The sequence below is a fragment of the Leptospira biflexa serovar Patoc strain 'Patoc 1 (Paris)' genome, assembly GCF_000017685.1.
GTDB classification, from domain to species: domain Bacteria; phylum Spirochaetota; class Leptospiria; order Leptospirales; family Leptospiraceae; genus Leptospira_A; species Leptospira_A biflexa.
Window position 1 is genome coordinate 409,218 of record NC_010602.1, and the last position, 13,914, is coordinate 423,131.

At 36.5% G+C, this 13,914-nt stretch carries 13 protein-coding genes and 1 pseudogene; 5 read left to right on the forward strand and 9 right to left on the reverse strand.

The features are described 5' to 3' along the window. Positions 1 to 113: 113 nt before the first annotated feature. Positions 114 to 1,619 carry a protein adenylyltransferase SelO gene (locus tag LEPBI_RS02015; RefSeq protein ID WP_226992855.1) on the forward strand — a complete coding sequence of 502 codons (1,506 nt, stop codon included), beginning with the start codon at positions 114 to 116 and terminating at the stop codon, positions 1,617 to 1,619. 297 nt (positions 1,620 to 1,916) lie between these two features. Here LEPBI_RS02015 and LEPBI_RS02020 read toward each other — a convergent pair whose 3' ends face one another. From LEPBI_RS02020 to LEPBI_RS19210, 7 genes are all read right to left on the reverse strand, one after another. Next, positions 1,917 to 2,570, reverse strand: a complete 654-nt coding sequence (locus LEPBI_RS02020; protein WP_012387444.1) for a lysoplasmalogenase — start codon at positions 2,568 to 2,570, stop codon at positions 1,917 to 1,919. A gap of 242 nt (positions 2,571 to 2,812) precedes the next feature. After that, positions 2,813 to 3,031: a nuclear transport factor 2-like protein gene (locus tag LEPBI_RS02025; RefSeq protein WP_226992857.1), complete on the reverse strand. Its 219-nt coding sequence runs from the start codon at positions 3,029 to 3,031 to the stop codon at positions 2,813 to 2,815. A 319-nt stretch (positions 3,032 to 3,350) separates the two neighbouring features. Beyond that, entirely contained in the window at positions 3,351 to 4,028 is a 678-nt protein-coding gene (locus LEPBI_RS02030) for a hypothetical protein (protein ID WP_012387447.1), read from the reverse strand. Between the two features lie 44 nt (positions 4,029 to 4,072). Further along, positions 4,073 to 4,360: an antibiotic biosynthesis monooxygenase family protein gene (locus LEPBI_RS02035; RefSeq protein ID WP_012387448.1), complete on the reverse strand. Its 288-nt coding sequence runs from the start codon at positions 4,358 to 4,360 to the stop codon at positions 4,073 to 4,075. Between the two features lie 100 nt (positions 4,361 to 4,460). Then, complete coding sequence (locus LEPBI_RS19205) at positions 4,461 to 4,643, reverse strand: helix-turn-helix domain-containing protein (protein WP_226992858.1); 183 nt, start codon at positions 4,641 to 4,643, stop codon at positions 4,461 to 4,463. Next, positions 4,555 to 5,097 carry a DUF6597 domain-containing transcriptional factor gene (locus LEPBI_RS02040; protein ID WP_012387450.1) on the reverse strand — a complete coding sequence of 181 codons (543 nt, stop codon included), beginning with the start codon at positions 5,095 to 5,097 and terminating at the stop codon, positions 4,555 to 4,557. Before LEPBI_RS02040 ends, LEPBI_RS19205 begins: the two co-directional genes overlap by 89 nt. Positions 5,098 to 5,218: 121 nt before the next feature. After that, positions 5,219 to 5,557 carry a hypothetical protein gene (locus tag LEPBI_RS19210; protein ID WP_012387451.1) on the reverse strand — a complete coding sequence of 113 codons (339 nt, stop codon included), beginning with the start codon at positions 5,555 to 5,557 and terminating at the stop codon, positions 5,219 to 5,221. Between the two features lie 232 nt (positions 5,558 to 5,789). On the opposite strand from LEPBI_RS19210, the gene LEPBI_RS02050 reads away from it, so the two are divergent. After that, a complete protein-coding gene (locus tag LEPBI_RS02050; protein ID WP_012476115.1) occupies positions 5,790 to 7,355 on the forward strand; it encodes a methyl-accepting chemotaxis protein in 1,566 nt (521 codons plus the stop codon). 298 nt (positions 7,356 to 7,653) lie between these two features. Continuing rightward, positions 7,654 to 8,064 (forward strand): hypothetical protein, encoded by a 411-nt coding sequence (locus LEPBI_RS02055; RefSeq protein WP_012387453.1) that lies wholly within the window; start codon positions 7,654 to 7,656, stop codon positions 8,062 to 8,064. A gap of 242 nt (positions 8,065 to 8,306) precedes the next feature. Here LEPBI_RS02055 and LEPBI_RS02060 read toward each other — a convergent pair whose 3' ends face one another. Both LEPBI_RS02060 and LEPBI_RS02070 read right to left on the reverse strand, forming a co-directional pair. Next, positions 8,307 to 10,439, reverse strand: coding sequence for an ATP-binding protein (locus tag LEPBI_RS02060; RefSeq protein WP_012387454.1), 2,133 nt, complete (start codon positions 10,437 to 10,439; stop codon positions 8,307 to 8,309). 627 nt (positions 10,440 to 11,066) lie between these two features. Continuing rightward, positions 11,067 to 11,948 carry a hypothetical protein gene (locus LEPBI_RS02070; RefSeq protein WP_012387456.1) on the reverse strand — a complete coding sequence of 294 codons (882 nt, stop codon included), beginning with the start codon at positions 11,946 to 11,948 and terminating at the stop codon, positions 11,067 to 11,069. A 204-nt stretch (positions 11,949 to 12,152) separates the two neighbouring features. Between LEPBI_RS02070 and LEPBI_RS19405 the strand changes: the two are divergent. Beyond that, positions 12,153 to 12,419, forward strand: a pseudogene (locus tag LEPBI_RS19405) (HD-GYP domain-containing protein); the annotation flags it as partial. Positions 12,420 to 12,508: 89 nt separating this feature from the next. Then, positions 12,509 to 13,867: a Na+/H+ antiporter NhaA gene (gene nhaA, locus LEPBI_RS02075; RefSeq protein WP_012387458.1), complete on the forward strand. Its 1,359-nt coding sequence runs from the start codon at positions 12,509 to 12,511 to the stop codon at positions 13,865 to 13,867. Positions 13,868 to 13,914 lie beyond the last annotated feature (47 nt).

Consider the following 13,914-nt stretch of genomic DNA (forward strand, 5'->3'; position numbering starts at 1 on the left):
GGAAATCCTTTGCGTAAGCAAAGATTGGAGCGGATAGCCGGAGATGGGCGCCCACCAAACAAATTGAAAAAAGATTATGAAATAAAAGAGATCGATCGAACCTCTTACTAAAATTGAACTCAAAATCGAATGCCAAGACAGGTCTAACAAGTATGCCATCCCTTTCCTTTCCATCATTTCCATTAGTGGAAGCAACTTATACATCCTTACCCAATTCTTTTTTCCAAGTTACCAAACCCACACCAGTAACTTCTCCGGAAGTTCTATTTTGGAACGATGCATTGGCATTGGAGTTTCAATTTTCGCATTGGAAAAAACAGGAAGAAGCGACCGCTCGTTTTTTTTCCGGGTCAATCCTGCCGGAAGGAATTGAACCATTTGCCCAAGCCTATGCGGGCCATCAGTTTGGACATTTTACGATGTTAGGTGACGGTCGAACGATTGTGATGGGAGAATTCAAAAACAAAAATGGAGAAAGATTCGATTTCCAATGGAAAGGATCAGGTAGGACCAAGTATTCTAGAAATGGTGATGGACGTGCGACTATCAGTGCGATGGTGCGAGAGTACATCATGAGTGAAGCGATGGCAGGTTTGCGGATTCCAACAACTCGAAGTTTGGCGGTTGTGAAAACTGGGGAGGCTGTTTTAAGAGAGGATCCCCAAGAAGGAGCCGTTTTGACTCGAGTGGCGAAAAGCCATATTCGAGTGGGTACATTTGAATATGCCTACCAAGCTCTATCCTTAGAAGAATTGGAAGCATTATTTTTATACACTGCGAGGAGGCATGCCCCTGATGTTTTAAACACAGAGAATCCTGCGCTTGCATTTTTAGAGTTTGTGATGAGGCGCCAAGTCTCACTCATTACCAATTGGATGAGGGTTGGCTTCATCCATGGTGTGATGAATACAGACAATATGAGTATTGCTGGAGAGACAATCGATTATGGTCCTTGTGCCTTTATGAATGGATTTTCCGCAAAACGTGTGTTTAGCTCCATCGATGTGAATGGTCGTTATGCATTTTCCAATCAAGTGGGGATTGCCCAATGGAACTTAGCATGTTTGACAAATTCGCTTCTCCCTCTCTTAGATCCAAATCAAGAAACCGCGATTGCACTGGCAAAAACAAAACTGAATGAATTGGAATCTTGGTTTCATGAAAGTTACATACGAATGTTAGGTGAAAAAATTGGATTCCCTAACCTAACAGAAAAAGATTTGCTATTACTCCAAAGCCTTTACCAGTGGATGCAAGATACCGAAGCTGATTTTACCAATACATTTCTTGTTTTGGAAGGCGTTTACTCTCCTAAGGATACAATTTATAACGATATTCGATGGAAAGATTGGGTGAAACTTTGGAAGGAAGAGAAAACGAAGCAGGGGATCCGAGACGAAGATGCGATCTCACTGATGCAAAAAACAAATCCAAGCTTTGTACCTAGAAATCACTTAGTGGAAATGGCCCTTGCTAACGTTCACCAAGGAAATACGAGTGTTGTGGATCAATTCATTGAAAGGAGTTTGTCTCCTTACAAACGGGAAATTGGTTATGATTATGGAGATGAAGTCCCGATGGGTGGAGATGCCAACTATCAGACATTTTGTGGGACATAGTGGTAGATTGGAGATTTTCTAGTTTTGGAAGCATTTTCATAAAATGTAGTTTTTTCTAGATATACAAACTAAAGTCGAAGGACTTTATTGGGAACGATGAAAAGATTGTTCTCGGAAAAACAGTCATTTAAGGGGTTCAAATTTTGATTCTCCGAATGCACGCGTAAAGTAGCGAAAAATATGAGGGTCATGATGAGAGAAGAAGAGATTATTTTCAAAGGACTGTCTCCAGTATTCTATTCTCATAGAGTTATTGTTAGTTGTTTTAGTATCACTCATACATATTCATTAAATCTTTTAAATTAGACCAGTTGATAATGCGATCAAAAATTGTGCTGAGTAGTACATAGGTAGTCCAATCGCTCGATTCAGGAATTCTTTTTGGACGAATCGGTGCCTTGCTACAAATATATCAGAGATGTAAAAAAGCAGAGCACCGGTTAACACAAAATTGCGGCAATTGATGTTGATTGTGGTGTGGTCCCAAAAAGAAGCAGCTCCAATCACCATCACTGTGATAATACTGATATAGGCTAAAACAGGTGCACGCATATTCCCAAGATTTGCCTGGAGTCGCATATAAATCACGACACTTGTCAGCAAAAAAACTGTTCCCACTGTGATCATGACTGAACCCACCTCTCCTAATCGAGAAAAAGCAATCGTATACATCACATGACCTGCGAGAAAAGCACCAAGACCTGCTGTGAAAACTTTTTTATGAAAGAAAAAAATCAGACATATATCACCAATAAAACTAAGAACCAACCCAACAAGGATGAGATACTGGTAACTTGAATATTGATTGATTTGGAGAAACGCTGTGATGACAAAAAGTGAAGATAAAATTGGTTTTACACCTAACATTCCTTTTATCGATTCTTTTTTTTCAAAATAGAGGAGGATTCCAAGGAGTGGGAGTGCCGAAATTAAAATGAGAGATTGATTCATGAAGAGATGTCCTTTGCCAATGGAAAGGATCTTAGCACAAAAATCGATCGAATGCAATTTTATTTGCTACTGGTTTTTCTTGATGGGAGTTAGTTTTATTTCTAGTATGTTTGAGAATACTGCCTCTTCCCCAATCTACGAGGCCAAGTGACACATTTGGTATCTTGCGAATCTGATACCAAATTTTAAAGTGCCACCTAACTCATTTTGTCTTCTTGATTCCTTTCGTGAATTAGTATTCTTTACTTCCCCCAAAAAGTATTTTCAGCTTCTTGGTCTTCGGAAAAAAGCCAGACTTCTTTGATCTGTCCATTCTGAATTTTTAATAGGTCAACTCCTGCCATTGACATCAGTGCGTTGTCACGGCTAGCTGAAAATTGAATGATTACAGAAACAAAATCTTCGTTCACCATAAGTATTTTTGGTTCTAACTTTAACGTGCCTTTGGTGATTTCCATCATTTTCCCCAAGAAAGGAAACAATTCTTGTTTTCCCTTGTAAGTTCAAAACTTAGAAATACGGAAAGGTTCCCGAAATCAGCTTGAGCGACTTAATTATTTGTAAGGTGCTTATCTGGTTGGAATTGCCTATGTTGACTACAATGGATTTGATCAATCAGAGATGATTCAATCTTACAACTTAGAGAGTTCCCTTCACAATTTCAGAAAACTAATTAACAATATACTTTCGATTCGTAAAAATGTTTTATATAAAATAGACTTTCAATTTTCTGCTTTAAATTCTTTTTTACTCGTAAGTAAACAGATAAGCAGACCATCGTTAGGAATTCATTTCTTCAAAAAAATACGTTAAGAAATCTTCTTTCAATGGAAAGTCAGAATCATTTACTTTCAACTTCAATAGAAGTTTTTGGTATTCATCAGTTTCTTTTTTCTCTTTGAATAATGGTACGATTTGCTCAAGCCCATGCTGTCCAGCGCAACTTAAAATCCGGGCCGAAGCTAGTTCAAGGGTTTCGTCACAAATACCAAATTTTCTAAAAATACTTTCAATAGCACCAAAGGTATAAACTTCAAAATCCAAATTCAAGGTTTGCAAATAACGAATAAATAATATGATAAATTTTTTATCATATAAAGCCAAGGCATGCGATGCGCTAAAAGCAAAAGGTCTTTCTGGATCTGTATAAGGTATTTTGTGCCTACCAACGGATTGATTGAATTCGATTGTTTTTTTTACAAATCTTTCTATTGAATCAATTAATTCTTTGTGCTCGATGGCTGATAAAAACAGGATAGTCTCATCATCCATGACAAATTCACCTTCAACGTCAGTCAGCTCATTGATGAAGACTTGGGTCTGGGCTGAAACCTGAGTAAGATCTTGAAGATGGACATGATATTCTAGAACACCATTAGCAAGAGGAATAGATGCCAGAAGTTCAATTGCCGAAGAAAGACTATCTTGATTTTTAGGAGTGAATTCTATTATTTTCATTCGATCTAATTTACATTCAACAACTTATGAACTTCTAACGATTTTTACAAGATTAATTTAAATGTTTTGAAATTACAAATCTCCATCATATCAAAATTTTGTTTTTGATACTCTGAAAAGACGAGTGCCTTGGCATTTTGTAAGCTGACTTGATCTTTCCATTTCGCTACCGTCACAACCAGGATGTTATTATTTTTTTCACAAAGGAAAACCTCATCACCTAAAAAGCCAGGAATGGTTTTTATATATTCACGGTTGATTTTTACTCGTTTTAAAAAAACTTCCTTTGCTTCTTTCGGTAATTGGAATCGATCAATCAGAATTTGGTTCATGGTATCCTCTTTATTATTTGCGCTTTTAATAGCTTACATAAAGAATAAGATACACGTTCTCAGGTGAGAAAAATTGTAAAAAATCAGAAAAGAAACATTCTTACCAAATTTGTTTTCGTTCGAAAAAAGTTTTAGGCGATTTTCCCGTAAAAAGTTTCAATTCTTTGTTGAAATGGGATTGATCAAAAAAACCATTATTGTGTGCAATCTCCGTGAGGTTCATTTGATTCGAATAGGAAGAAATGGCCGAATGAATGCGCAACAGATTTGAATAATGTTTCATTGTTGTTCCGATGGAATTTTTGAATTAAAAAATTCTCAATGAGATGAATTCTAATCAAGTCAGATGTGGAATCAAAAAGTTTTTCTTCTATCTCCCTTAATGATTGATTAGGAATTAAGAGTTCTAAACTTAAAGTTTTGCCAATGAAGTCGGAGATAGGTTCCAAAAAAAAATTAGCAGCTCCAATTTCTGTCAAAAGAACAAGCAACGCCGAGGATTTTTTAGGATATATGATTGTTCTTGCGGATTTTCTAAACCCAGCAATTCCCATTCTCGGTAAATCATACGAGTACTCAGACTCAATCGAATGTAAGCTTCCTGAAAGTTGGAATGATAATACAAGATGAGGAGCTGGTAGAATTTGGTTCTCGATACCTTCTTCTGTTTTGATAATTAAGTATTTTTGAACATAAGGGGAGAGTAACTTGGATGGAAAAAAACTCTGGATCTTCATATGTATTTCAATCTTTGAAAGGTATAATTAAGAATCTGATTCTTTTTTCCAAAATCAATTCCAAAATTCAGGACAGATTGCGCAAGATTGGAAAACAGTCTAACTCAAACGTGACTAGATTTTATTCCCATTTCACTATGTTTCCATTTTCAGTTACATTTCCTGATTGAACAATATTTGTAATAATGAAAACGTCTGATACTCCTAATTTAAAATGTTTTTTCAATAACGTATCTAAGCTGAGCTGTATTCTTTCAATGTTTGATTTATCCCAAAGAGAAGGTAAAAAAAGAATTACCATTACTTTATAGTTTTGACCTGCCTGTTGAGAAACATCTATAATGGAAAGGCAAATGTCTTTTAAATCAACTTCAATTGTTTCAGCCCACTCTTTGGTAAGCGTCTCCAGTTGTTTGTTTGTAATTGTCAAATCATTAATGTAACAATTGGCTATCGGCATAAGATTTTAATTGGCTTTGAAAATGATTAACTCATTCGTTTCAATGTCAACTCATGTTCTTAAAGTGATTCATCCTCCGTAATTAACTCTGTTTATTTTATTTTCTCTCTTCACGGATTTCCATCAAAAGAAAGGAATTCGTTTTGACGATTCTTTGCCGAATTGTAGGATAAAAATAACCTATGTCGATATTTTAAAAAAATATCGTCTATCAATATGGGGATTTTGCCTTATGACATCAGTTTCTGGAAACTACTTAGAAAAGGGAAGTATGATAGCGAACACGATTCGTATTTCCTTTGCAATTGTTATGTTATCTATCAATATTTTCTTTATGGTGGCGATTCCAACTACCGAAAAAACGATGAGCCTTATTTTATCATTTCTAGAATTAATAGTTTTGTCATATGGTGTTTATACCTTTTGGCTTTATAAAAAACAAAAATTCTTTTTAAAATTTGCATACGTCTCCATCATACTCGATATCATCATTTATTCGAGTGTTTTCGCCATTGTTGTCATTATGTCCAAAACTCCTGCAGAAAAGGTTTCGATTGCAACATTACCATTTGTAATGTTGGTTCTACTATTTGTCGTTATTTACTCAGGTTTTCTTTTGTCATATCGTTTGACTATGACAGTTGGATACATTGCAATTTCAAGTTTACTTCTATATGTATTTTTAGGAGTAAAGGGTGGTGCTGAAATTAAATTTATTGCGACTGCTGCAAATCAATTTGGGATTCCATTCATTGGGATTAATACAATTGCTTTGATTTGTGGTGTGCATATGATGAGTGCCGTCGTAAAATTTATGTCGAATTCTAGTATTGAAGCAACAAAATCTGCCGAAGAAGCAAGACTAAAATCTGAATCCGCAAACCAAACAAAGCAAAACATCCAACAAGAAGCGGAAACGTTGAATCAAAGTGTCCAAGAAATGTTAAAATTTATGGATTCATTGAACACTGAAATCCAAACACAAGTTTCTAGTGTCGAGGAGATCAGTGCGTCTATGGAAGAACTTGCAGCTTCAATGGACAGTGCTAGCGATTTTGTGAAATCACAGTTTACGAGAATAGATGATTTAAACCAAGAAAGTTCCGTGATGGATAAAATTTTGTCCGAAGTATACAGTTCAACGATCAATTTGGCACAAACCACTGATGAATCAAAACAATATAGTGTTCAAGTAACGACAGCTATGGATTCAGTTAGCTCCAATTTTGAAGAAATTAAAGAAAGTTTTCAAAAAGTGGAAGAAGTGAACCAAATTTTACGAGACATAGCTGATCGAACCAACTTACTTGCATTAAATGCTTCTATTGAAGCAGCTCGCGCTGGTGAACATGGAAGAGGTTTTGCTGTAGTAGCTCAAGAAGTCGCTAAACTTGCTGACAGTGCACAGGAAAATGCATCACTAATATCAAAAATCATTACACAAGCTGCTAAACAAATTGTGAGCGGAAATACGGCCGCTTATGAAACGAAAGAAAAAATGGGAATCCAGGATAAAAGTTTTGGTATCCTCGTTTCAAACCTTTCTGATTTAAAAATTCGAGTAGAAAAACAAACATCCATTCATAAATCTTTTTTAAATTCATTCCAAGAATTGTTTTCACTTTCCAAACAATTGGAAGTTTTGGCATCAGAACAAAAAACGGGTACACAAGAAATGTCGAGAGCGCTTGTATCGATTGAACAATCTGCTTCGTCGCTTGCATCCAATACCTCCCACTTGCGTGAAAATGTGGATGGACTCTCAAAACAATCACAACGATTGGCAAATCACATTTAAGATTGGAGCGAGTATCCGGAAATGTGCTGGCAAAAAAAAACTAAGTCTCCGATACTCACCTTAAAGATCTAGCAAATGCTTTCCCAGATTCAGTAGTGCTACCCCTCGAATCATCCATATAAATATTCTCAAATAAGGAACAAATGTTAGTAAAAGGCAAGATTTATTTTGAGCCTAGCAGTGGATTATCGAAAGTCGCAGATACAGAGTTAAATGGCTTTCATAGGCAACTTCACTCACTACTTGTCCTTTAGATGATTGAAACTTTCGATGAAAATCTTCGTCTAAGAAAATTACAATGAAAGAGCCAAAATATTGGATTGCACGCCTCTTTGTTATACTCGCCATTTTCTTGTTACTCTTGGCCATGAACACAGTCCGAAAATGGATTCTCTTTCGAATTTTTGGTATACCACTAACAGGCAGAGTTGTGTCGTTTGTTTCCAGGGGACGAGATCGTTACCAAGTGCCTTTGCTCTCTTTTGAAATTTTGGTTGAGGTCGATGGCAAAGAACATCGATTTCCCACTAATTTACATTGGAATAGGCCCCCTTATCGTATCGGGGACTCCGTTCCCGTTCGGATGATGCGAGTTTCACAAAATGAGCTCACGTTTATGTGGGATCACTTAGAAGAATATGTTACCGATGGGTTTTTTGTACTGGTGATTGGTCTTGTGCTTTTAGTGATGGGAATTGGCTTTTGGTAGTTGTGTAAGTGGGCACCTCGCAATCGTTAGGTTTATGTTGATTCTGTTCTGTAAGCGACCGGGCTTTCCGCTCCAATCTTTTCACTTATGTGAAAAGGATTTCCACTTCAATCCCTGGTGCAGGGTTGATAGACGAAAGGAAAAGGTAGATGTTCCAAGTGACCTTACAAAATTCCGTGCAGGAACTTTTTAATCTCTTAAGTCAAAATGGAGATATTTAAAATGCAGTAGATTTCCAAATACTATTGGTCAATCGATTGAATTTGATTTGGCAACCATTTAACAAGAGTTTCTCTTAGATTTGACAATCGAGCTGGTTTGATCAAAAGCTCATCCATTCCTATGGACAAACAATACTCTCTTTCTTCCACCAAAGCATTGGCAGTGTAACCGATAATCGGTATTCGTTTTTCAAATTTTGATTTTTCTATATTTCGGATCTCTTTGGTTAATGTATAACCATCTTTTATGGGCATATGGCAATCGGTTATGATGAGATCGTATTTATTGTTTAACCACAACTGCAAAGCCTTTTCCCCATCATCAGCTCCATCGACTTCCAGACCAAAAACTTTCAATTGGCGTAAAATAATTTCTAAATTGACTGAATTGTCATCAACAGCTAATATTCGAGGAGGATCAAATTCTGTAAAAAAAATTGGTTCAATTGTTTTTGGGGCATTTTCCTTTGAATTCTCGTTTTTGGTATCCATTTCCGTTGTGGGAAGCGACAATGTAATACTAAATGTAGACCCAGAACCTGGTAAACTATCAATCGTTATGTTTCCGTCCATCAGTTCAGACAATCTCATACAGATAGCAAGTCCAAGTCCAGTGCCACCGTACAATCGAGCAGTGTCAGCTGTGGCCTGCGTATAAGACTGGAATAATTTTGATTGATCAGTTTTGCTGAGGCCTATTCCTGTATCAGTGACGGAAAATTGGATTTGTTGTAATGTATCAATATTTTTAATTAAGTTCGCTGAAATATGAATACTTCCTTTCGATGTAAATTTAATACCATTGCTTACAAAATTATTGATAATCTGAGACAAACGTAAAGAATCCAATATATGCGCAGATGTAATTTTTTCATCCACAGCATAACTTAATGTCAATCCTTTTGAACTTGCGATTTGTAAATAGGTTGTCGCTACTTCGGAGAGTAGTCGACTAATTGATGTTGGTTGAAGTGATAATTCTAATTTTCCCTCTTCTATTTTTGAAAGATCAAGAATATCGCTAAGGATACGTAGTAAGCTGTTGCCTGAAACCAATGCATTATTCACTAAACTTTTTTGGTCATCATTTAATGAAGTTTGATAGAGTAACTCTAACATACCGATAAGCCCACTAAGTGGTGTACGGATTTCATGGCTCATTGTTGCGAGAAAAGAATCCTTTGCTTTGTTTGCCATTTCTGCATTTTCTTTTGCCTTTTCCAGATATGTTTTTGCAGCAAATTCTTCCGATATATCGCGAAAAACTAAAATCGATCCAATGATTTCACCGTTTTTATTTCGAATGGGTGAACATGTATCAGAAATATTTATTTTTCTTCCATAGCGGTGGATTAAAATTCCATCTTGGCTACTTCCTTTGACAGTTCCGTTAGAGATGACTTCGAAGATGGGAATGCTTTTGGGTAAACCAGAGGATGCATACACTAATTGTAATACTTCGTTTACGTTTTTACCGATCGCTTCTTTTGCTGTCCAACCGATAAGAGATTCTGCAACAGGATTTAATCGATTGATGATTCCATGTTCATCCGTAGCAAGAACAGCATCGCCGATAGAACTGAGTGTGATAGATAAATTTTGTTCGCTGTTAAGTAATGCTTCATTTTTTTCAATTACTTCTTTTGCACGGGTAATCACTTCGGATTCCATTTTTGAAATGCGCTCTGTCATTTCATCTGTTTGTTCCGACTGTTCTACTCTTTGTTGTTTTAAATATACAAAATCCGTAACATCTTCTGCCGTATGTACAATACAGACTAAATCTCCATTGGAATTAAAAACTGGTGAATTTCTAGGACTCCAATATCGAACTTCAAATCCACTTCCATCCGGCTTTGTTATATCATATTTTTGTAATGCCATTGTGCTCGTGCGTTTGTAGTTAAGCACTTGCTTAAGCGAGGAACGAAGTTGTTTGACACCATCCGCGGATTGATCCTCTGGATTGTCAGGGAATACTTCAAAAAGATTCTGTCCGACAACATTTTCCCTTTTGATTAACGTCGCATTTGCATACGCATCGCTGATATCAATGATACAAAAATCCAAATCCAAAAGCATATATAGTTCAGGCAATGATTGAAAAATATTTTGAAAATCATATTTTGGAAATTTAGTATTGGAGGAAGTCAATTTCGAGCCTAGCTTTTTGTCATCAAAGGATTTTTTCTAAAACAAAGTTGAAAAAACAAATTAGAATAGTAGAACATAAAAATAGAGAGTGATCAATCAATATATTTCGTTCCTCTGAAGCAAATGCTAAATTAATGGAAACCTTAGGAGAGTCCCCAGTTTTTTGATCAGAGTCAGACTCTGCAATCAGAATGGAGATCATAGAATTGTGACAGATTGTTCACGTTACGATAGTTTCCATTAGATCGATAAGAACCAAGCGGATCAAACGTATCTCTGAATCAATATGACTCATAATCAAGCATCATTGAAAACGATCAATGTACGTTACGTTCATTAAAAACAAAGGTCTGATGAAATAAAGTATATTCATGTTTTCGATATTGATTGGAGCCATTGCACTCTTTAGAAATTTTGGTTGAGGTCGAAGGCAAAGAACATCGATTTCCCACTAATTTACATTGGAATAGGCCCCCTTATCGTATCGGGGACTCCGTTTCCGACTTCGTCCTGTTTTGATTGTTTACTCGCATCACAAACATTAGAAGAGGGTCTATTTTTTCTGACGACATAGGTCTTTGATCAGGTTTTCCAAAAGCAAGCCTCAAATCCAAAAAACGTTTTGGCTTAAGGTTTTGGATACAAACTAGGCATTAACGTTCCAGTCCATTTTGCACGAAGAACTGCAGTGCTATTATTGTTGTTAATGTCTTTGTCCCAGAAACTAAATCCGAATTTTTCCCGATGAAACCAAGGTCCAACATGACCTCCCCAAAACCCTTCGGCAGCTAACGTATTACAAAAAGCACGAGACCATTTGATCGACCAAGGAATGTTGGATTTGGGTCCACTAAAAACTCCCTCGGATCCAGCCGTAGCCTTACAGACTAACTCTGTCCCACTAAAATAAGGCGCTTGGTCTTCAGCGCTTGGAATAAAACTCGCTTCACAATGAGCATTGGACGAACCTTGGCAAGGTCCCGCCGCCGATCCGTTAGTTCCTGGGTATTTTGCATCCCACATAGTTGTGAATTTTCTTTCATCTCCCCAAAGAGCCCGTTTGAACATACATTGATCTTTCTGAATTTGTCTGTCTGCTGAGGTATATCCAACTAACGCACGTACATGGTTGATTGCAATTCTATGCCACTCATCTAATTCCGCTTTTGTGGGATTTTTATTATCTTTGAATGGATTTGTTTTGTAAAATACTTCTCTAATTCCACGAACACGATCCGCACTTGGACAAATGCTTGCGAAAAATTGAGACTTAGTCATTTTTGTTGGATCATAAATTGTTTTTCCATCCCACTTAGATGCATCCCATTGTGCCTTTGTGATCCATTTCACACTATCTGGATCATGTGCTGTGTTTCCAGCTGCTAATGGCTTAGATTGGAGTGTTTTCCAATTTGCTTGGTTTGATGTAAATTGTTCATTTGAACTTATGTCGGTAATTGAAACGACTAATATAGATAATGCGAAATAGAAGAGAGTATTTTTTTTCATAGAAACCTTCTTACAATAATTTAGTGACTACCTAGGAAAGTCGTTCACCTTTTTTAGAATAACCTATCTGCAAAATCAATGCGGAATCCCGATACTCGTTATAGAATGTTCTTTCTTTGACCTAACGTTTATCGAAGGATAGGGGCCAATCAGAATACAGGCGACTCTATTTTCTAAAAAAAAATGACAAAAAAATGAGGCTTAAATTTTGATATCTGTAAAATTTTAGAGGTTGATCGCTTCCAAACTCGTCCCAAAATCCAAAGGTTATGCACCATCAAACCTTTGTTTAAGAAAGGGATTAAGTATCGCATTGCCGATTTTGATATTAACGAAATTCGTATGGACAAACGGAAAGCAGTGATTGACCTTGCAGGACAAACTTCTAGTACCCAAAGGATCATTTACATCATTGATCCAGAAATGAACGCACCTCTATATGATGCAGTAAAAAAGAAGGACACTCTTTAACTCCAGAATTCCATTTTTATGATTCAATATTTAGATAGTATCGTTTAGATAAATCTAGACATGAATCATCAAAGATTGAATCTTATGAAATGGAAAAAATTGGAAAAATCGCTTCGATCAAAAGAGAAGCGGCTATTTACAAATTAACAAATTCCTTTCGATGGTTTTCAGAATTTGGAGCTACCGGTGGTCTGATCCTATTTTTTATTTCGATTATAGCTTTAGTTTGGGCGAATTCTCCCTTCCAAAACTTTTATGAAGATTTTAAAAACATAAACCTTACATTTTCCGTTGGAAGTTTTGTAATTTCCAAAGGACTCATCCTTTGGATCAACGATGCTCTAATGGCAATTTTTTTCTTTGTTGTAGGTTTAGAAATCAAACGAGAATTTTTAGTTGGAGAACTTTCAGATATTCGTAAGGCAACATTTCCGATCTTTGCGGCAATCGGAGGGATGTTAGTGCCAGCCTTGATATATTATCTTTTTAATCAAGAAGGAGATTTAAGAAATGGTTGGGGGATACCAATGGCAACGGATATCGCATTCGCCTTAGGTTTCCTTGCTTTATTAGGTTCTCGAGTACCTGTCTCCTTGAAAGTCTTTTTAACCGCACTAGCGATTGTGGATGATATCGGAGCTGTTGTTGTGATCGGTCTCTTTTATACTGAGACAATTCATATGATTCCGATTGTATGTGCAGGATTCATATTTATTACATTGATATTTGGGAATTCATTAGGAATCAGAACTCCCTGGTTTTATTTCATTTTTGGAATCTTTTTATGGATCGCTTTTTTAAAGTCAGGCATTCACGCCACTGTATCTGGAGTCCTAGCAGCATTCACGATACCATCCAAATCTCTCGTTGATGGACATCTCTTTGTAAAAGAAGGAAAATCTTTGCTAAACGAATTTGAAAAATCAATCTCTAATGCAAATACAACAAAGAATTCGCAAATCTTACTCACAACAAAACAAGAGTCCGTTGTGTCCACAATGGAAACCGCATGTGAATACATCCTTCCTCCTTTGTTTCGTTTAGAACATTCAATTCTACCTTGGGTTACTTTTGTGATTATGCCAATCTTTGCTTTAGCAAATGCAGGGATCACCATGCAAGGTGACTTTTTTAGTTCATTGTATCATCCTGTAACGTATGGTGTCATAGGTGGACTCTTCTTTGGAAAACCGATCGGGATTTTCATATTTTCCTTTTTTGCTGTAAAACTTGGCATTTCGAAATTACCAGAACATACAAGCTGGAGTCAGGTAATTGGAATCGGGTTTTTTGCAGGGATCGGATTTACAATGTCCATATTTGTTGCAAGTTTAGCTTTCGCAAACGCTAACCATTCATTAACAAATTCTAAAATTGGAATTTTACTCGGATCGTTCATCAGTTTGGTGGTGGGAATGGTTGTGCTCTATTTTCAAAAAAAGAAATAGTGTATCGGCACACGATCAAACTTTCCGTATATGAACGATTTAGAACT